This is a genomic window from Mesobacillus subterraneus (assembly GCF_020524355.2).
In the GTDB taxonomy this organism is placed as follows: Bacteria; Bacillota; Bacilli; order Bacillales; family Cytobacillaceae; genus Mesobacillus; species Mesobacillus subterraneus_C.
Genome location: NZ_CP129019.1, coordinates 3,630,228 through 3,650,373 on the forward strand (window position 1 = coordinate 3,630,228; position 20,146 = coordinate 3,650,373).

Here is a 20,146-nt window from a genome sequence, read left to right on the forward strand (position 1 = left end):
TTTTTTAACCGGAATCCTAACCTCTGAATAATAGTCAGAAGCTGCTGGATACACCTCCAGCTCGCTCAGCGCCTTTCCCTTATTTCTTGAAAATCCCGAATGGCTTTCCGATTGGCAGGACAACTCGTCCAAAGTGTGTATTCAGCACATTTGCAGCTGCTCCGTAGAAGGAAAGAATTGCTATTCCGAGTTCAGCTATTGCTGCCAGCATATGTGTTGCTCCGTGGAAAATATCAAATGAGCTTAATGATAGTCCAATAAACAAGAAGTCGATCAATACGAAAATAAAGAACAACACTTTATTTGTTTCAAGGGCTCCAATCGTCATGAAGACACTGAAAATCAAATATCCGACGAATGCCATTCCCAATTGCTTCACATCAGCGTCTGCGGCAAGGCTTTCACCGAAAAATCCGAGCTGAATCAGCCAAGTCGTTCCGACACCGAACCAGAAGAGTCCGAACGCGCCGAAAGCTGTCATTCCAAATATATTATTATGCTTGCCATCAAGAATCGCAGCATAAAGCTGTGCTAGTCCACCAAGGAAAATAGCCCATGGGATGATGAGTGATAAGCCATCTGTGAACCCAAGTTTCTGGGACGATGCAACCAATGTAACCATTGCCAGTCCAAACAAACCTATCGCTGATGGATCTGCTGTTGTAATTTTAATTTGTGTTTGATTCTGAGTATCCATTTCTGCCTCCTATTAATAAATGCGCAAGCGCTGGCTAGACAATCCCTTAAGTGAATTGCCTGCTTTCTCCATTTTCAAAAACATACTTTTGTACTTTACAGGATTCAAGTGTACGAGTCAATATGATTTATTTGTCATTGGAAACAATTCAAGGAACTCAGGTGAGTTAGCATGGTCTACGCTTTGCGCAACAAAGAACAAAAAGCTTGCGCCTCGTTCAGCCCCGACAAGCGCTGGAGGGCCTGACAGTGAAGTCGTTCTTTGACTTCATTGGCAGGATCGAAGCGTCTCGAGGGGCTAGGCGCTGGTGCTGGATTAAGAAAACTACATGTAGTTATCCACACTTAAATAATTTTATAATTTCCTTAACAATGAAAAAGAGACGGATTATGGTATATCCGCCTCTTTTAATTCGTTCTGTTAGCAAGCTGTATACGACCGTAAGAATCATCAGCCGCACTTCTGACTTTTCAACAGTACTATCTTATACAAACCTATTTATGATACATCCCCACCAGCCGTCTTCGGTTCTCTTTTTTTATCAGCTGCCACATCGGGACATAGGTGAGGCTAAATACTATTAGAGCCGCAACTTCAAGGTTCAGATAATACATGATGCCGCTGCCAAAGAAGGATAGGATTGTTTTCGCCTCTGTCGGACTGGCCAAATAGAAGAAGTTTGTATCAAAAAGGAAATTGAAAATGAAGATTGGAACGGCAATTATGTTCACGACAAGATAAGTGAAAAGAATGGCTTTGCGGGGAACTCTGTAGCCTTCAAAAACAATGAAATACAATGCGGCAATCGGAATGGCTGAGTGGTTGAGGAAGTATTCAATATAGTCGAAATGCGGAAAGGTGTAAGACATTTCAGGTGTAACCATGGCTAAAATGGCCGGCAAGGTGCCAATGAAGTAGAGGACATAAAATCCTTTGACGCTCTTCCTGAAAAAGAGGTACATTGCCAGAAAGGAGCTGAGCGAACACACGTGTAATGGCAGGTCACCAATTTGCCATTGGCCGGTGAGGATGAGCCACATCTGATGAGAAACCTGGCAGGCCACCAGCGTCCAAAAGATCATCCATTTCAAAACGTTTTTATGGTGCCTGATTTGGTTTCGGAAAACCACCAAACCAAGACAAACACCAAAGAAAAGTCCCAGGGTAACCAGGTGCTCAGCAGAAAACATTTCAAACTCCTGCATTCCCGTAACAGAAAACATGATGTCATCACCTCGCTGTACATTTAAAATGCTGTTAACTATAAATGTATGCGTGAAAACATTAATTGAACACTGGAATATGTCCAAAAACATGCGAGGCCGTATACTAAAAAAAGCAAAGGGAACGTCCCCATGCTTCACTTCTGTCTCAGATACAAAGGCAGGGTGAAAATAAACTCGCTCCCTTTTCCCGGTTCGCTCACGGCCAGGATTTCTCCGCCGTGTGCTTCGACGATGTATTTTACAATTGCAAGACCCAGCCCTGTACCGCCGGATTCTCTTGAGCGAGATTTTTCACCACGGAAGAATGGATTGAAAATGAATGGCAAATCTTCTTCTGCAATTCCTTGTCCATTATCCTTAATACTGATTTTAAGAAATCCATCATAGTTCACTACTTTTAACAGGATGTTCGTCCCGCCGTATTTGACTGCATTATCAATCAAGTTTTCCATGACTTGCTTGATTCTGCCACTGTCTATTTGCAGGCTGACAGACGGAAGTCGCTCAGCAAGCACTAATTCTACCTCCTGATAGTCCAATTGCGCACTATGAAAGGCCTCCTGGAAAAACGTAGAGCTGTTCACAAGTTTCTTATCAATTGATAGCTGATCAAGCTCGAACTTCGAGAACTCGAACAAATCTTCAATCAGCCTGTCCAGCTGATTTGTCTTTGATTTGATGACTGAATAATACTTCTTCTGCATCTTCTCATTCTTGGCAATTCCGTCTTCCAATCCTTCCACATAGCCCTTGATCGAGGCAAGCGGTGTCCTTAAATCATGGGAGATGCTCGCGATCAATTGCTTTCGCGCCCGTTCATATTGCCGCTGCTGCTCAATTGATTTTTTCAAGTGATCACGCATCAAGTCAAAGCCATGGATGAACCTGCCAATTTCATCCCTTTTTCCATATCTGATCTTATAGTCCAGATTCCCTTCAATTACTTCTTCTGTCGCATGATATATTTCCTTCAAAGGCTGGAGGATCGTCTTGGAAATATACCATGTCCATAGTAAAATCAGCGCAAGCAGGACCGCCAGGCCAATACCAATCGCTCCAAAGATGGCATAAATCATTTCTTTGAACTGGCTAAATGGAGGAACGGTAAGAGAATGAGCCTGGATCTCCGCAGACAGCTCGCCATGCTCCTCAGTCAGAACGTCAACATTAAGCTTTCCGATCCGATCAAGCCATATGGATGCTTCCTGCCTTTTTTGATACGCTGACGAGTTGAATAAAGTCTCCCCTTCAGACGTATAAACAGTCAATCCAATCTGGTATTTTTGCATCAACGGCCTCACTTTTTCGTAAAAAAGATCTGGATCCTCAAGATGTTCAGCATTTTCATTAATACTTTCCTTTGTCTCTGTTAAAAGCACATCGAGTTCATCTTCGCTCCTGCCTGCCCGCTCTTCCATACCTGCCGAATAAAAGGTCATGAACAAAATGGATGCCGCTATCGGCACAATGATAATGCTGACAAAGGCGAGGATTAACCGCGGTTTCAGCCCCCACCTCATTGGCTGCCACCAGCGAATTTATAGCCAATTCCCCAGACTGTTTTAATGAACCGTGGTTCTGACGGGTCAGGTTCAATTTTTTCGCGAAGCTTCCTCACATAAACAGTAATCGTGTTACTATCACCGACATGCTGATAGCCCCAGACGTTTTCGAGAAGCTGCTCTTTTGTGAATACCTGGCCTTTGTTGGCCGCCATGAAGGCGAGCATCTGGAATTCCTTTGCTGAAAGTTCGACCTGCCTTCCGTCCGCTTGAACGGTATATTCTTTCAAATTGATTTCAAGTCCAGGATACCTAATCGTATTTTCAGTTTCCTTTTGGACAGACAGATGCTTGAACCGTCTAAGCTGGGCCTTGATCCTGGCAACAAGTTCACCCGGGCTGAATGGTTTTGTCACATAATCATCCGCGCCAATCCCGAGTCCAATGATTTTATCAGTATCACTCTTCTTCGCGCTCATGATAATGATCGGAATATTAGATTCAGCCCTGATCCTGCGGCAAAGCTCAATCCCATCCATTTTTGGCAGCATGACATCGAGCACTGCCACCGTGGGCCTATGTTCAATAAATTGATTCACTCCGTCAAGCCCGTCAAAAGCCAGAACACTGCGATATCCTTCCGCTTCCAGGTAATCACGGACAAGCTCGGCAATCTCACGTTCATCTTCCACAATTAAAATTAAATCTTCTTCCATGATTAGTACCGTCCTATTTTAAAAAATAAAGGAAACCACAAATGCGGTTTCCTCTTTCATAACATAGTCAAGCTTAAGCTGCAACGTCGCGCTTGTTAAAAATGAACAGCGATAGAAAAGCGAACAGCGCGAAATAGATCAGTAGCATTACGATGGAAAATGTCATCGTCATCCCTTCAACGAGCGGTGTCCCCGTGGTGTACTGCTGCAGATCCGTGTTCGCAAACAGGATGTATTTTGACCAGTTATACTGGCTTAACAGCTGGACGATCTGCGGGCCCGTGAACATCAGGAACAAAGAAATGCCGATTGCGAGCGAGCTGCTGCGGAATACAGTCGAAATCATGAAAGCCAGAGTGACCATCATGATCAAATCGATGCTCCTGAAGCCGAACAGCTCAATAATATGGGTGACCATATTCTGCTCAACGACACTTCCATTGCTATAAGACAGATAAGGCGTTTCCGTACCGCTGAAGCCAAAAAACAGGATTCCGAACAAGAAAGATGCACTGAATAATAAAACAAGCATCAAAAGTGCGAATAACAAGGTCGAAGCATATTTCGCCAGGAGGACTTTTGTTCTGCTAACAGGGCGAATAAGCAGCAGCTTGACCGTCCCCCAGGAAAACTCACTTGCTACAATTCCCGCAGCAATAACGATTGTAAACAAAGCCGCAAGTCCAGTGAATGTTGTGGTATCAACCATGTATCCCCAAAGTGAATCTCGATCTATTGGCGCTACATCATGTTCGATCCTGTACTCATTCAGAGCAATCCTTTCTTTTAACATTCGCTTTTGGGCTTCGAGCATTGGTGCAGATTCGAGACTCTCTGTAAGCTGGGCATTTTCAGCGCTCAGCTGAGTCTTCCAGTCAGCGTTGCTGCCAGGGTCGAGTACAAATTTTGTAAAAATACCAACAAAGGCTACGATGAGTACCAGAATTCCGATCATCACCCATGTACCGGTTCGTTTATAGATTTTTATATTCTCATTATGAATCAATCTTAAAAAATGGTTCATTTATTTCTCCTCCGTCATTTCCAGGAATTTTTCCTCCAGCGTCTTATTTCCAGAAGAAATTTGATAAATCTCGAAATTTTTTTCCGCCAACGCCTTAACGAGGGCTGGAACCTTTTCACGGTTCGCCTCTACGTATAGCTGGTTTCCTTTTACTTCAGGATTCATCTCAGGGAAAGTTTTCCCAACGAACTCTTTCGCATTTTCGACTGGCTCTATTTCCAGCGCGGTACTTACTTTATCTCCAACAAAGTCACCCACTGTTTCAACGCTGACAAGACGGCGGCCATCCTGGATAATGCCAATCCGGTCACACATCAGCTGCATCTCTGATAGCATATGGCTGGATACAAAGACGGCCATTCCTTCCTCATGGGCAATTTTGCGGATATAGGTACGGATTTCCCTGATTCCTGCGGGATCCAGTCCATTTGTCGGTTCATCCAGGATTAGCAGCGCAGGAGAATGGAGCAATGCCTGCGCAAGACCAAGCCTCTGCCTCATTCCAAGCGAATAACCCCGGACCTTTTCATGAATCCGTTTCTCAAGCCCTACCAGCTTGACGATTTCATTGATTCTTTCCTTTTTCACAGGATTCGGCAGCATCCGCGCATACTGAAGCAAATTATCATAACCAGAGAGGAACTTGTACATCTCCGGATTTTCGATGATTCCGCCAACATGCGAAATCGCCTTTTCAAAGTTCTTTTCGATACTGAAACCATTGATCAGCACTTCACCTTCCGTAATGCCCATCAACCCAACCATCATCCGGATTGTCGTTGTCTTCCCCGCCCCATTCGTCCCAAGGAAACCAAATACCTCACCAGGAAATACATCCATGCTGATTCCATGGATAATCGTTTTGTTTCCAATTACCTTCTTCAAATTCTTTATCTCAACAATCGGTTTTTTCATCTGTCATTGCCTCCCTTTCACATACTCTATTCTGTCAGCCAATCCCTAAAATGCTCTTATCAAATTATTAATAATTTATTAACAGACGCAAAAAGAGAGCGACGAATTAGTCCCTCTCCATTATTTACAACCAAAGCACTTTTTAAAAATCATCAAAGCCAAACTTCCTGATAATCCTCGATAAACTCTCTAATATTGGTTGGCTTTCTTCCAGTTACTTTTTCAAAATCATCTTTTATGCCTTTTGCCAGACCTAGTTTAGTCGGTATGTGGATGCCGACTACAACATTTATAAAATTCTCATCGCTTATCAAAGAAGTCATATAATTTTTGAATTCTTTCACTGATGGGTTTGAGTACTCTATCTTCCTGCCAATAACCTCTGACATAATCCTGACCACTTCATAAAAATCCAGCGCTTCATTTCCGGTAATGACGTAATTTTTATTCCTGTGCTCTGCAGGGCTGCTCAAGGCAATCGCTGCCACTTCGGCAATATCCCTGGCATCGACAAAGCTGGTCCTCCCTTTTCCGGCAGGAACGAAGATGCGTTTTCGCTCCTTTAGCTCCTTGTATAAAAAGTCATTCAAATTTTGCATGAAATACCCTGCACGCAAAAACGTATACGGAACTCCGGCTTTCTTTATTAATTTTTCATTTTTAAAATGGTGGATAAATGGCATGAATTGTACATCCTTCACCGAGAGGTAGACAATATGGCTGACACCTTTCCTCTTAGCCTGTGAGAGAAAGGCTTCAAACTCGATGCGATCTCCTGGCGGATACATAAGGAAAATCCCATTTACTCCCTCCAACGCCTTCGTAAAGGTTACCGGTTTTGAAAAATCAAGCGCGACAAAATCAAATTCGGAACCATGCTGCTCTCTGGCCCGCTCCACATTACGGACAGCACATTTCATCGGGATTTGCTTCGCCTTTAACTTCTGCGCTACCTCATAACCAACCTTGCCGTTGAACCCAGTCACCAATAAAGTCATGTCCATTCCGCCTTTTAATATATTTGTAGACCAGTCTATATAATTTTCTTATTAATGCATCCGGCACAATCACTTCAAAAGTGCCGGAATGTTTTTAGCAGCCAATAACAGAGGTTTATTATTACCCATTGTAAAAGACAATAAAAATGCGCCTTCGATCATGGTGTTAATGACGATTCCAAGTTCCCTTGCCCTGCTTTCTTCATAGCCTGATTGAAGCAGTTTATCGGTAAACACTTGCTGGAAACTCTCGTAGCCGCTTTGACAAGCTTCCCTGATCGGCTGGCTGAAAAGAGCGGTCTCAAGTGCAACAGCGGCAATTGGAACGCCTTCTTGGCTGCTGTCATTCTGATATTGCTCTGCCATTTTTTCTATAAAACCTTGAATCGCTTCAATGGCATCAGTTTTTTGATCCAGCCCCCGTTTGATGCGGCTACTAACATGCTCCGCCGTTATTCGAACGGACTCAACCGCAAGCTGTTCCTTTCCATCAGGAAAATAATAGTATAAAGAACCCTTCGGAGCGCCACTTTCTTTTAAAATATGATTCAGTCCCGTTCCATGATATCCCTGCAGCTGGAATAACCGCGATGCCGTACTGATTAATTTATCCCTTGAAGTCTCTTTCATCGTCACTCACCCCTCACTATCATTTTATAACAATCGGTCTACATATAACCCTGGCAATGATGAAAACAATGTGTCAATCGGGCCAAAGGGATGTTGCTGCTCCTCTTATTTTTAAACAATTTCACCAACCACAACCACAGACAATTAGCCACCCAACCGCCGTTGCATATTGGAACCCTACGAACGAACAGTTTCCTATTAAGAAAAGCGCAAGCGCCTTGGTCAGCCCCGACAAGCGCTGGAGGGCCTGCCAGTGAAGTCGTCCTTTGACTTCATTGGCAGGACCGAAGCGACTCGAGGGGCTAGGCGCTGGAGCTGGACACTAATCTAAGTACAAAAATTTTATACTTTCTTTTTCAAGAACAAAAAGAAGCGCTACGTCTCCGCGATTCCTCTCCCACACAAAAGAGCACAGGGTGTGGCCCTGCGCGTCTGATGTCATTTCAAAATCCTCCACAATCCCCAATTCACCATAAACATCAAAATCGCAAATCCAGCAACGCCGAAGCTTATTTTTAATGCTAAGAAATGCAGTCCTGCAAAGACAGGGATGATGAAGAAAAGAAGGAAAATTTTGATGTCGCCACTCTGCTGGACGGCATCGAATGGCTGTGAAAAGGCGAGTTCCTTTCCTCCTGCCAGGAAGCACACTGCTGTATAGATCAATGCGGCTAATAATACTGCAAGCAGGTCGTCCAAAATTCTTAAACCAAATATAAAGCAGAACAGGATCGACACGAGCAGGAACAATGGCAAAAACAGCTGGAGCAGAAATGCCTTCAATGCAGCTTTATTGATCAGACCGAGATTTTTTACCGGAGCCACTTGATAGATCCAGCTTCCTTTATGGGCACCTGAATGAGCAAGCATGATGACTGAAGTCGGGATGACCAGCATCACCGAATAAATCGTCAAATAGGACCGGCTGGCAGCGAACTCCTCAAAACTCATCATGGAATAGCTGTTGAACATGAAGACGAACGGAATCACCACGGCAAACCCGAGCGCCGGATAGACCTTCAGCTTGAAATCTCGTTCATTTTTCATCATGATCCTGGCGAAACGGAAAAAGGGCAGCTCATCTTTGGAAACCAGTATCGGCATGGAACGGAATATCTTCCACTTGTTACTGGCTTTTTTCTTGCCTGTCTCGCTCGACAGCTTTTGCAGATTGCGCTCGAAGTCCGGGATCATCTTCATATACACAAGGATGGATACAACTGGTCCAAGCACGGCCAAAACGGCCATTATCATACTCCCGATGCTTCTGCCTCCTCCAAGCAGCACATCGAACAGACCGCCAAACCACATCGGCGGAAGCAATACCTGCCACCAGGAAAAATCGAGTGAATAATCGAGATTCACCAATTCAAACGACCGTGCTACTACCTGGTAGCCAATCATCATGCCAACAGTAAGGGCAATTTGGACATAATTGATAATATCCTTAAGCTTTTCACCGTCAAAATACCGCAAAATAAACAAGTACAACAATGCTGTGAATGCAATGATAAGAATGTCGGCCAGCGCGAATGAGACAAGGAACAATAAGGTGAATAGGATGCCCTTGAAAAACAGGCTGACCACTAACGGGATCAACGTTGTTGCCAGAGTAATGTACAGCATGTAAATCGTCACATGCAATAGCTTTGCCATGCTTACCGTTTTCGAGTTGACAGGTTTCGTAGCAAGGACACTTTTGTCCCGCAAGTCGAGCAGGACCGCTGAAAAGTCGGAAATCAGTGTCGTCATAATGATAAACATGAAGATGCTGAATAAAATTGACACTTCAAACAGATAATGATCATTTAAAAATAAAAATGGAACCAGCATCAATCCAAAAAAACCGTACATCCACAATGACTTGAAGAATTCATTCTTCTCTGGTTTATCCTTCTTTTTCCGTGACTGGTTGAACACTGTCGGCTTCCGGCGCTGATCCATCGTCAGCTTAATCTGAAGAATCCGGCGCATCGTCCTGTAGTCTACACCCATTTTTAAAAATAAAGGCTTCAAAACATCCAGCAGCCTTAAAACAAAATAATTGTCCATCGTCACCCCTCCTTAACGATGGATACAAATTCAGAGGCACGATCCTGGTGCTCATGGAATCCGGTCATCTGATTGAAGATATTCTCAAGTGACCCTTCTTTGCTCTGACTCTTCAATTCTTCAAAACTTCCATTCGCCACGATATGACCGCCATGAAGCAAGACGATCCGGTTGCTGATTTTCTCGACGACGTCCATGATATGGGACGAATAAAAGATCGTTTTCCCTTCTGCAGCGAACATGGCAAGTATTTCTTTGAAAACCATCACACTATTCGCATCGAGACCCGTCAGCGGCTCATCAAGGAACAGCAAGTCAGGATTGTGTAAGAAGCTCGAAACAATCAGCGTCTTCTGCCTCATGCCTTTCGAAAAAGAAGAAATCCGTGATTGATAGACCTCACTCAGCCCAAATACATCGAACAGCTGCTTCGCTTTCCGGTCTGCATCGTCATAATCCATCCCATACAGCTCGGCAACGAACGTCAAATACTCCTGAGCTGTAAGCGAATCATACATTTCCGAAGTCTCGGGAATATAACCGATCCTCCGTTTGTAACTTTCACCTTGCTTCGCAATATCCTCGCCAAAAATCTCAATCTGCCCCGAATATCCTTCTTCAAGGCCAAGCATCAGTTTTACCGTCGTACTTTTACCAGCGCCATTAGGACCTATGTATCCAATGATTTCACCTTTATGAACCTTCAAATCTATTCCCTTGAGGACCTCTTTGCTGCCATACGATTTTGTCAGGCCGGTAATTGATAATACTTCCGAAGACATGGCTCTCCCCCTTTTGTATAAATGGCTCAAAATCCCATATTTTCATTTTAACATAGTAGTAAAATACTGGAATGGCAAATTAGAAAAGCGCAAGCGCCTTGGTCAGCCCCGACAAGCGCTGGAGGGCCGACCGGTGAAGTCGTTCTTTGACTTCACCTGAGCGGACCGAAGCGACTCGAGGGGCTAGGCGCTGGAGCTGGACATTTCTCGAAGTGAAATTTATACTTTCCTATCTCTTCAAAAAAACCCTTATCCAGAAGATAAGGGCTTCACAATTTTATTCCTGTTCTAACTCCGCTATCACACTATTCAAATCAGCAGAAATATCCTGGAGAACTCCTGACACTTTCTTGACCTCTTCAATCGCCAAGATTTGCTCGTCTGTCAGTTTTAGGACGCTCATCGTATTGCCATTGGATGTTTCGGCGATGAAGGCCATTTCATCAATCGAAGCAGACACTTCCTCAGAGCTTGCAGACATTTGCTGAGCTACTGCCGACACTTCCTCGATTTGAACCGCGACCTCTTCGGCAAAATGGACGATGCTGTCTAAGACATGGTCGGTTTGTTTTACATTCTCCAGGCAGGTCTTCGCTTACTTCCATGATTCCTTTATCGATCGAGTGCTTGGCTGCTGAGGTGACTTGCTGAATTTCCTGCACGATCCTGGTAATATCGGCAGCAGATCCTTTTGATTGCTCCGCCAGCTTTCGCACTTCCTCTGCCACTACCGCAAAGCCTCTTCCATGCTCTCCTGCACGCGCAGCTTCTATGCTGGCATTTAACGCCAGCAGGTTCGTCTGCTCTGTGATCTGCGTGATGACTTGAACAATGCGATCAATTTCGTTTGATTTCATTCCCATACTATCAATCGTCAATGCGAGATCTTTCACGGAAACATCAACGGATTCCATCTGCTTCCTTGTTTTCAGGATTGAATCTGCGCCTTTTTTCGCTTCATCCACACTTTCCTGAGAGCGCTGTGAAACAATGCCTGAACTCTCTGCAATTCGCTGGATCCCGACAGCCATCTCATTCATAGCCGTGGAGCTCTCTTTCGTCGAACTCGATTGAAGGTCAGTGCCGCTTGCAATTTGCTGCATAGCGGAAGCAATCTCTTTTGATGAAGTGGATGTTTTTAAAATATTGCCAACCAAATGGCTCGTTGTATCCATGATTTTATCAGACGTGTTTTGGAGGTTGGATAAAAGGTGTTTAAACTGCAGTCTTTTCTCCTCCCGTTCAACCTCTACCTGCTGGATATATTTCTTTTTCATTGAAATTTGAAGAATCGTTGCCCCGCTTGTAAAAATCAAGAAAATGGCATGCACTATAAGAACGCCAAAAGGATACTGGTCCGTTCCGCAAATGATTTCAGGCACTGTAAAATAGCCTACTAAATGCTGGACAGCAAACAATACAGTTGAGACAAGGATCATTTTAATAGACTCATAATAAGCAATCATGGCAATCACCATGAAAATAGAAAAGTGATACTCCACCATTCCATTCCCGCTAGCGATGAGCGAGATCGAAGCAAAAGTGAGCGTGATTGTATTCAATAAGGGCAGGTACTCGTGGTAAACTCCCCTAAGCAAAAACGTCAGAGCCGCAACCATTGAAAAGGCGGGAATGATTAGCAGGACCAGTTCCAGAATTCCTTCATTACTGGTGCTCAGCCCATTTGCCAATAGATAATCCTCAAACAGATGAAAGAAACGATGCAGCACATACACTATAACTGATAGCGCTACAACTCCAGCACTCAAATACGTCATGATCCGGTTTTTCAGCATTAATTCATTGGTCACAAACATTTCCACCTTTTTCATACTATTTATGATTAATTATACCTACTAGACATATATCGACAAATTTGGATGTGCTTTGAGTGATTGTGTCATGACCAATGAAAATGAAGGTTGTTTTTTATGGAAGTTAATTTGGATTCACCCTTATCAACGCGGATAGCTACAACACTTTTTCCAAAAAGATTTGAATCACCAATGCCACCGTCATCAATCGTAAAATGGGTTTTACGTATTGCGGCTTCAGCTTACTCGCGATGCGCACACCAATTTGCGCTCCCGTCACCGAACCCAGCATCAAGGCGATGGTCAGCGGCCAGATCACAGCTCCAGTTGAAATGTAGGTTACAGCTGCGCCTAAACAGCTTGAAAACGTGGCAAGACGAACGTATCCGACTGCCCGAATGTAGGCTATGTTCAAATAACCAAACAAATAAAGCATCAGCGTCCCCTGTCCAGGACCGAATAGTCCGTCGTAAATCCCGATTGCATATAAACCTAGAACACTTTTTCCCGAAACCTTTAATGGCTGATCCCCGGACAAGTCCCCTTTCTTAATGACCGAGACTAAAAATGCAAACACCAGCAAACCAATCGCGACAATATACATGTCTTCACTTGATATCTTTGATGCAATGATACCTCCGCTTACCCCACCGCTCAGGCTGACCGGCATAATCCAAAAGGATTCCTTAAAAGTTACTTTCTTTTCCCTGTAAAGATGAATAAAGCTGGAGAAAGAGCTGATCGTATTCGAAACTTTATTAGCAGCAATCGCAGAATGAACAGGCATGCCAAGGACAAGCATCGCCGGCAAACTGATCAATCCCCCGCCTCCCGCAAGAGTTCCAATCGTCGTTGCTATAATTCCAATGAAAAAAAGAAGGATATAATCCATAATGTAACACCTCCTTCATTCATTATATTGGTAGATATTCAATAAGGAAATTTAATAAAATTAATAAGTATTGATAAGATTTAGTTATACACCTCAATAAAAAAAGAGCAGCAGATAGGTTCTGCTGACTCTACAAATTCACTAAGGCAGTCTGACACCGCGTGAGCTTACATACAATGAATACCATTCCTCTCGGCTGAGGCTGATCTTGACTGCCTCACCGCATGCCTTTATCCGCTCAGGGTTGACCGTGCCGATGACAGGCTGGATTGCAGCTGGGTGTCTCATCAGCCAAGCGAGCACGATGGCTTCTGGTGTTGTTTGTTTTTCTTCTGCAAGCTTTTGTACCATGGACGCCGTCTGCTTGACACTTTCGCTTTCATTCCCGATATTTTTACCAGAATAAAGCCCTTTGGCAAGCGAGCCCCACGATTGAATCTGGATTCCTTCCATCTGCATAAATTCCAGTGTCCCTTCAGGGAAGGTGTTTTGGCGCGCGGCTGCCTGGTTGATATGAACACCCGTCTCAAGCCAGCCAATTTCATTCAAGCTCATTTCCAGCTGATTGACAATGATTTTTTCATCGGTATGCTTCTGAAGAAAACGAATTTGACCAGCGCTCATGTTAGAAACACCGAATGAGCGCACCTTGCCGGAAGCTTTTAGCTGATGAAAGGCTTCGCCAACTTCTGCCGGTTCCATTAGAGGATCAGGACGATGCAATAACAAGATATCCAGATACTCGATGCCAAGCCTTGAAAGGATGCCATCCACACTGTCGAGTATGTATGATTTTGAAAAATCGTAACGTCCTGGCAGGCCAGATTCCTGGTCAGCAAAACGAATCCCGCATTTCGACTGGATGATGATCTCCTCACGAAGTCCTGGCTTCTCTTTTAGAACCTGACCGAAAACTCTCTCTGCTTTTCCCAAAGTATAAATATCGGCATGATCAAACATATTGATCCCTGACTCTATTGCCGCTTCCACCGCTTCATGTCCTTGCTTGACATGTTCTAATTCGATCGGGCTGTTGTCCCAGCTTCCGCCAGGCCCATGCAGCCAAAAATAAGCTGTGACGCATTTAATCCATTTTCATTAATAGGCAGTTTTTTCAATTTTTTCTTCCTCCTTAAAACTCTTTGCAAGACATTCTATCATAATAAAAGAAAAGACTATAATGTAAGGCAACTAAGTAAGAAAAGCGCAAGCGCCTTGGTCAGCCCCGACAAGCGCTGGAGGGCCGATCAGTGAAGTCGCTCTTCGACTTCACCTGAGCGGACCGAAACGACTCGAGGGGCTAGGCGCTGGAGCTGGATTTAGAACCCGTGCAGTTTTCCACATTACTCCTAATTTATCATTTCCACCTAAGCCAAAAAAGAAGCATAGGGTACCCTTTGCTTCCTTGGCTCTACTATCTGCTACAAAGTCTTTTTTTACAAATCCTGCGTAATTTGCGTTAGATTGTCTGTTGTGATGGCCAGATGGTCGACTGCCCGGTCGATTTCTTCGAAGTATTTTGAGAAGGAATCGAGTTCAGCTTCTATTCGCTGGCTCTGCTGTTTGCTCTTATCCACTTCTTCGAGAATCCTGTTGAAGAAGTCAGTGATTTGATCCATTTTATTCGAGCCGCTCTTTACCAGTTCGTTGACCTCTATTGACTTGGAGGTCACATTTTCAATTTGTCCATTCGTTTTCTTGATCAGTTCACTTACATTGACGACAGAAGCCTTCGTCTGCTCTGCCAGTTTTTTCACTTCATTGGCCACGACAGCAAACCCTTTGCCATGCTCCCCTGCTCGCGCTGACTCAATCGAAGCATTCAGAGCAAGCAGATTTGTCTGCTCAGCAATTCCCTTCACGAGTTTGACCACTTCGTCGATTTCCTGAGAGATACTCTTTAAATCCTTGATTTCATTGGTGATGGAGGACATATGGTGCATAATATTTTGCATCTGTACTTGCTGAAGGTCGATGCCTTCCTTTCCTTGGCTTGAACGGTTCTGCACTTTCTCAGCTGATTGGACGCCCAAAGTAGCCAGATCGACCATCATTCTTGTTTTTTCCGTAAGCGTCGTAACAGAAGCACTCGTTTCTTCCGTCACAGCAGATAATTCCTGGGCTGTAGCGGCCACCCGTTCGCCAATCTGCTTCTTGCGCTGCTCTTCCTGCTTGATTCTTTCCACTTCTTCCTCATACGCCTCAAGGACGAGCTGCTGCTCGAGGTTGAGGATTTTCGAGACAACATTTATGGCTTCCAGAAGTTCTTCTTTATCGGTGACGTAATTTTTCAGGATCGAAACAAAAGTTGCGAAAAGACTCTGGAATGCTCCCATATACCACTTGGTTTTCAGTCCGATTCTAACGTGCACATGCGCAATCGTGTTTCTTTGCTGCACAAAGTCACGATCGATTTTCCCATCAAACATTTCATAGATATGCCTCGTCAGCGTCTGTTTCAGCCTATCGACACTGCTGTTATCATCAATGATTTTCAAAAGGCTTGCTTCCTTGCGAATTTCCTTATAGTAATTTTCCGTGATGGTTTCCAGATGCTCCGCAATAAAAGACTGAATCAGTTTCGCAATCGCCAGATCCCTTGTTGTCAAACCAATAATAGAAAGCTGGTTAGCAAGATCTTTGTGAAAAGAAGTATCCAGCACCACTTTTTTTTCATATTCTCCGATAGCATTAAAAAGCTGATTAACCTGACTTTTTTTCTTAAGTAACAACATCCCCGGTCCCTCATCCCTGAATTATATTTCATCATGATTTTCTCATGGTATAGGACTTTTTTCCCTTCTCGATGTGTAACTTTTACAATAACTTCATAATTTCAGACACATTTTCGACAAATTTCGCAAAACATTCCATTCAGGTATAGCCAGTATAACGATGAACATGAAATTTCACTTAGTTTTTTCTTTAACGAACGGAGCAGTTTAGCAGAAGATTGATTTTTTCTAAAACTAGGGAAGACTGAAACTTAATTGAGTAACAAACAATCCTAGAAACAAGCGGAGAATATCCGGTTAAACTGTAGCGTATTGCTCGGAAAGGGGTAAATAAGCGGAGGTTTTCCGGTTAACCAAGTGCGGATGCCAATTTTTTATGTTTTTCAAGGAAATAGGCGGAAATCTTCCGTCTATTTAAGCTGTTTTCCATGCCATTTTCTAAATAAGGGAAGTTTCTCCGCTTATTTCTTACGATTAGTCAAGTGTATTTCAGTATTTTATTTATGTTTTTTTATTTAGATTTATTTGGGAGGGGTACCCCTCCCAAATAAATCTAAATTTCCCCATGACGAAAAGACCTCACGATATTCTTTTTTTCGAAAGGTCTGTGTGCTATAGTAAATATAAACTTGGTTACGATTTCTGAGCTGGTAGTGCGGACTCATAATCGTAAAGTATGCCGTGTGTCAGTAACTGGAACGTCACTTTCAGAAACTTATTGATACACGCCACAATCGCGACCTTATGAGGCTTTCTCTGAGGTTGCGTTTTTAATTTGTAATAATAATCCACTAAATGATTGGGTTTTCCTTTTGCCATAAGCATCGCACAAATCATAAAAAATAAAATTTTCCGTAGCTTTTTGTTGCCTCGTTTATTGATACGGTCATGGTATTGCGTATTGCCAGATTGATAGCGCATAATATCGATACCAACGTAAGCGTTCAGTTGTTTCGCGTTTTTAAAACGGCCAATATCACCTAGCTCTCCAATAATTCGGCACGCTGTTGTATCTCCAATACCTGGAAAAGAACGTAATACCGTATATTCTTTTCTTCCTTCAGACATCGCTGCCATTTGTTTAACAAGCTGGTCTTTCTTCTCCATCAAATCTCCAATACGCCGTGCATAATCGCGTACTTGATCGCAACGAATATCCGTTGGTTCAATCGCGGGATATGAATTTTCTGCAGCTTCTAATAATACAATTGCTTTTTTCTCTGCCCGTTCTAGTGATAGAAGCTTACGTGTATTACTTTTTAAGCGATTTTTAATAATGGTCTTTGAATGAGCCATTAAAAGGGCAGGATGGGGATACAGCTGTATAATATTTAAAAAAAGTGCTGAACTCGGTGTAATAAGTCGTTCCAACTCTGGAAATGAAAGATGTAAGATGCATGCATACGATTGCGTAAAAGAATAATTTCTTCTTCGATCTCGTCATAATAACGAGTAATAGCCCGCATCTGTTCATAATAATCATTCTGCACATGCGTCGTTTCACGTTCCATTTTAAAGTGGGTTTTCGCTAACTCATGGGCATCGCTAATATCGGTTTTGTGTCGACGCATGGAAGCCATTTGTAGGTTCGCTTCAAGCGGATTCATGCGACAGTAAGTATGTCCGTGATCCCGTAGAAACTTTTCAATTGATTTTGAATAGACACCCGTCGCCTCAAATACGATTTCGGGGACTTGTCCATCAAGAGCTGTTATTTCCTTAATGCGATTGTGTAGCTGCTCAAAATCAATGCGTGTATGATTTAATTCCCCTTCAAATTCACATTGTCTATAGCCATCATAAATGGCAATGGTGCTTTTCCCTTTACTTACATCAAGAGCGATGACATGTTTCATATAACTATTCTCCTTTATAACCAATCATAGAAGTCTTCACAGGGGCCTTATCGATTCCATTTTCTTATACACGGTCTCTAGGACCCAACATACTAAACTGATTCAAACAAGGGTATGAAGTTGGCCTGTTTATAATACGGACTCTTACATGGTCCTATAAGCGGATCGACCTTCCTTCACTTCTACTATAAAAAAATAGTAGCACAAACCGTGGCCTTGATATGCTCCCCTTTAGGTAGACAGATTAAAAAATAAAAATCTGTCTACCTAAAGGGGAGTATTTATTATGTCAAAAAGGACATATTCATTCCAAGATAAAATCAAGATTGTAGAGGCGTTAAAAAAGGGTAGCCATTCTATTTCAGAGCTGAAGTTTATATACAAAGTAAATGATCATGCAATTTATGATTGGGTCTACAGGTATGAAAAATACGGAGCAGAAGGATTAAAGAAGTCTTCTACCTGGAAGAGGTATTCTAAGGAACTTAAGCTGGCGGCTGTACAGGACTATCTTAGTGGGGACTACTCTCAAAATGATGTTATCAGAAAGTATGAAATCTCATGTAGACGCGTCCTCCAGAAATGGATTAACAAGTATAATAGTCATAGAGAATTAAAGGACACTTCCAAAGGAAGGACAAACACTATGACTAGAAGAAACACTACCATAAATGAACGAAAAGAGATTGTGCTCTATTGCCTTGAGAACGGCAAGGATTATCAGAAGGCAGCTGAGACCTTTAAGGTCTCTTACCAACAAGCATATCAATGGGTTAAAAAGTATGAGGATGGCGGCGAAGAAGCCCTTCGGGATAAGCGAGGGAGGAAAAAGGAAGAAGTTGAACTCTCCCCAGAACAGAAGATGAAATTGGAGATGAAGAGGCTTGCGAGCGAAAATGAGCGATTACGCGCAGAGAACTTATTCCTAAAAAAGTTAGAGGAGATCGAAAGGAGGCGAAGATAAGCCAGATACGCCTTGAGGAGAAATATATCGCTATCAAGGAACTACACGAAGAAGAAGGATTCTCTTTCGTTATGCTTTGTGAAATTGCGGGGTTGGCCAGGTCTGCATATTATAAATGGCTGAAGCGAACACCTTCCAAGCGTGAATGTCAAAATGTGATGCTTGTAGAAGAAATGAAGGCTCTCCATGAGGAGGTTAAAGGAATCTACGGCTACCGCAGGATTACGATGACTTTGAATAGAAGGTTGAACAAGAGCTTCAATGAAAAGCGAATCTATAGGCTGATGAAGATTGTCGGCATTCAAAGCGTTATTCGGAAAAAGAAAAATCGCTATAAAAAGTCAACCCCTCAACACGTCGCAGAAAACGTGTTAGACCGTAATTTCCAAGCCGAAAGTCCAAATGAGAAATGGGTAACTGATGTGACTGAGTTCAAGTATGGAGAAGCAAAAAAGGCTTATTTGAGTGCAATTAAAGACTTACATGATGGAGCCATCGTTAGTTACGTATTTGGACATTCCAACAACAATAAACTGGTATTTGATACGCTGGATCACTACTACTACCTACTGAATGGTGACCGCCCACTTATACATAGCGACAGGGGCTTTCAGTATACCCATTTTGGATTTAAACAAAGAATAGATCAAGCACAGATGACTCAAAGTATGTCCCGAGTCGGAAGATGTATTGACAATGGTCCAATGGAATCCTTTTGGGGATCACTGAAAAGCGAGAAATATTACATGGAGAAATATAAGACCTTTGAAGAGCTTTCTGCGGCGATTGATGAGTACATATACTTTTATAATCATGAACGTTACCAAAAAAGATTAAACGGCCTTAGCCCCCTAGAATTCAGGGCTAAAGCCGCTTAGGCTGTTTTTATTATTTCCACTGTCTACTTGACGGGGAGCAGTTCACCTTGGTTTGTGCTACTAATGTTAGTATGTTTATCAGCCCATGGTGACCACCTCACCAGGGTCCGTTCTTTTTGGTGTGGAATAAACAGGTGCTTTGTTGAATAAGAACCATTATATTTTGGATCCGAAAATACATTAAATTAGAAAAATGGCGTGTCAAAACTGAAGTCAGTTTACACGCCATTTTTATTGTCATTTAAAAGACATGCACCCTAAAACAGAACGGTTTGAGAAAAAAGGAATGCTGGATATTTTGTTTTCTAGAAAGACTTGCGATTCCGCTCGAAGAAGCTCTTTCCTAATGCTGCCATCCTTTTTTTACAGCGGACCAAAAACAAGATGGCACCAGCTATATAGGTACGATAAACTCCTTGAAGTATTATAAACACGTCTTGAAAAACCTGAAAAACATGGCACCAT

At 42.9% G+C, this 20,146-nt stretch carries 15 protein-coding genes and 2 pseudogenes; 1 reads left to right on the forward strand and 16 read right to left on the reverse strand.

Translation table 11 applies throughout. The features are described 5' to 3' along the window. Window positions 1-79 precede the first annotated feature (79 nt). The 16 genes and pseudogenes from LC048_RS18910 to LC048_RS18985 all read right to left on the reverse strand — a co-directional run bounded on the left by LC048_RS18910 (window position 80) and on the right by LC048_RS18985 (window position 17,839). Window positions 80-697 (reverse strand): acetate uptake transporter, encoded by a 618-nt coding sequence (locus LC048_RS18910; protein ID WP_226606397.1) that lies wholly within the window; start codon window positions 695-697, stop codon window positions 80-82. 494 nt (window positions 698-1,191) lie between these two features. Next, on the reverse strand, window positions 1,192-1,920 hold the full coding sequence (locus LC048_RS18915; protein ID WP_226606394.1) for a YwaF family protein: 729 nt from the start codon (window positions 1,918-1,920) through the stop codon (window positions 1,192-1,194). A gap of 137 nt (window positions 1,921-2,057) precedes the next feature. Then, a complete protein-coding gene (locus LC048_RS18920; RefSeq protein WP_226606392.1) occupies window positions 2,058-3,443 on the reverse strand; it encodes a sensor histidine kinase in 1,386 nt (461 codons plus the stop codon). Beyond that, window positions 3,440-4,141 carry a response regulator transcription factor gene (locus LC048_RS18925; RefSeq protein ID WP_226606378.1) on the reverse strand — a complete coding sequence of 234 codons (702 nt, stop codon included), beginning with the start codon at window positions 4,139-4,141 and terminating at the stop codon, window positions 3,440-3,442. Before LC048_RS18925 ends, LC048_RS18920 begins: the two co-directional genes overlap by 4 nt. A 73-nt stretch (window positions 4,142-4,214) precedes the next feature. Continuing rightward, a complete protein-coding gene (locus LC048_RS18930; protein ID WP_226606365.1) occupies window positions 4,215-5,165 on the reverse strand; it encodes an ABC transporter permease in 951 nt (316 codons plus the stop codon). After that, window positions 5,166-6,080 (reverse strand): ABC transporter ATP-binding protein, encoded by a 915-nt coding sequence (locus LC048_RS18935; RefSeq protein ID WP_306048455.1) that lies wholly within the window; start codon window positions 6,078-6,080, stop codon window positions 5,166-5,168. Window positions 6,081-6,232: 152 nt separating this feature from the next. Then, window positions 6,233-7,078, reverse strand: coding sequence for an SDR family oxidoreductase (locus LC048_RS18940; protein ID WP_306048457.1), 846 nt, complete (start codon window positions 7,076-7,078; stop codon window positions 6,233-6,235). Between the two features lie 69 nt (window positions 7,079-7,147). Beyond that, window positions 7,148-7,714: a TetR/AcrR family transcriptional regulator gene (locus tag LC048_RS18945; protein WP_306048459.1), complete on the reverse strand. Its 567-nt coding sequence runs from the start codon at window positions 7,712-7,714 to the stop codon at window positions 7,148-7,150. A gap of 432 nt (window positions 7,715-8,146) precedes the next feature. Further along, window positions 8,147-9,760 (reverse strand): hypothetical protein, encoded by a 1,614-nt coding sequence (locus tag LC048_RS18950; RefSeq protein ID WP_226606324.1) that lies wholly within the window; start codon window positions 9,758-9,760, stop codon window positions 8,147-8,149. 2 nt (window positions 9,761-9,762) lie between these two features. Next, window positions 9,763-10,542 carry an ABC transporter ATP-binding protein gene (locus LC048_RS18955; protein WP_226606321.1) on the reverse strand — a complete coding sequence of 260 codons (780 nt, stop codon included), beginning with the start codon at window positions 10,540-10,542 and terminating at the stop codon, window positions 9,763-9,765. 277 nt (window positions 10,543-10,819) lie between these two features. Further along, window positions 10,820-11,023, reverse strand: coding sequence for a hypothetical protein (locus LC048_RS18960; protein WP_306048461.1), 204 nt, complete (start codon window positions 11,021-11,023; stop codon window positions 10,820-10,822). Beyond that, a complete protein-coding gene (locus tag LC048_RS18965; RefSeq protein ID WP_306048463.1) occupies window positions 11,007-12,353 on the reverse strand; it encodes a methyl-accepting chemotaxis protein in 1,347 nt (448 codons plus the stop codon). The genes LC048_RS18960 and LC048_RS18965 overlap by 17 nt, the downstream gene beginning before the upstream one ends. Window positions 12,354-12,513: 160 nt before the next feature. Next, window positions 12,514-13,248: a sulfite exporter TauE/SafE family protein gene (locus LC048_RS18970; protein WP_226606306.1), complete on the reverse strand. Its 735-nt coding sequence runs from the start codon at window positions 13,246-13,248 to the stop codon at window positions 12,514-12,516. A 141-nt stretch (window positions 13,249-13,389) separates the two neighbouring features. Further along, window positions 13,390-14,366: pseudogene (locus LC048_RS18975) on the reverse strand (aldo/keto reductase). 318 nt (window positions 14,367-14,684) lie between these two features. Further along, on the reverse strand, window positions 14,685-15,983 hold the full coding sequence (locus tag LC048_RS18980; protein ID WP_226606300.1) for a globin-coupled sensor protein: 1,299 nt from the start codon (window positions 15,981-15,983) through the stop codon (window positions 14,685-14,687). A gap of 633 nt (window positions 15,984-16,616) precedes the next feature. Next, window positions 16,617-17,839, reverse strand: a pseudogene (locus tag LC048_RS18985) (IS110 family transposase). Window positions 17,840-18,125: 286 nt separating this feature from the next. Here LC048_RS18985 and LC048_RS18990 point away from each other — a divergent pair. Next, window positions 18,126-19,681 (forward strand): IS3 family transposase gene (locus tag LC048_RS18990; protein WP_306048466.1). Its coding sequence is split into 2 segments (ribosomal slippage): window positions 18,126-18,765 and window positions 18,765-19,681, totalling 1,557 coding nucleotides; the frame shifts between segments, so codons are not numbered across the junction. Window positions 19,682-20,146 lie beyond the last annotated feature (465 nt).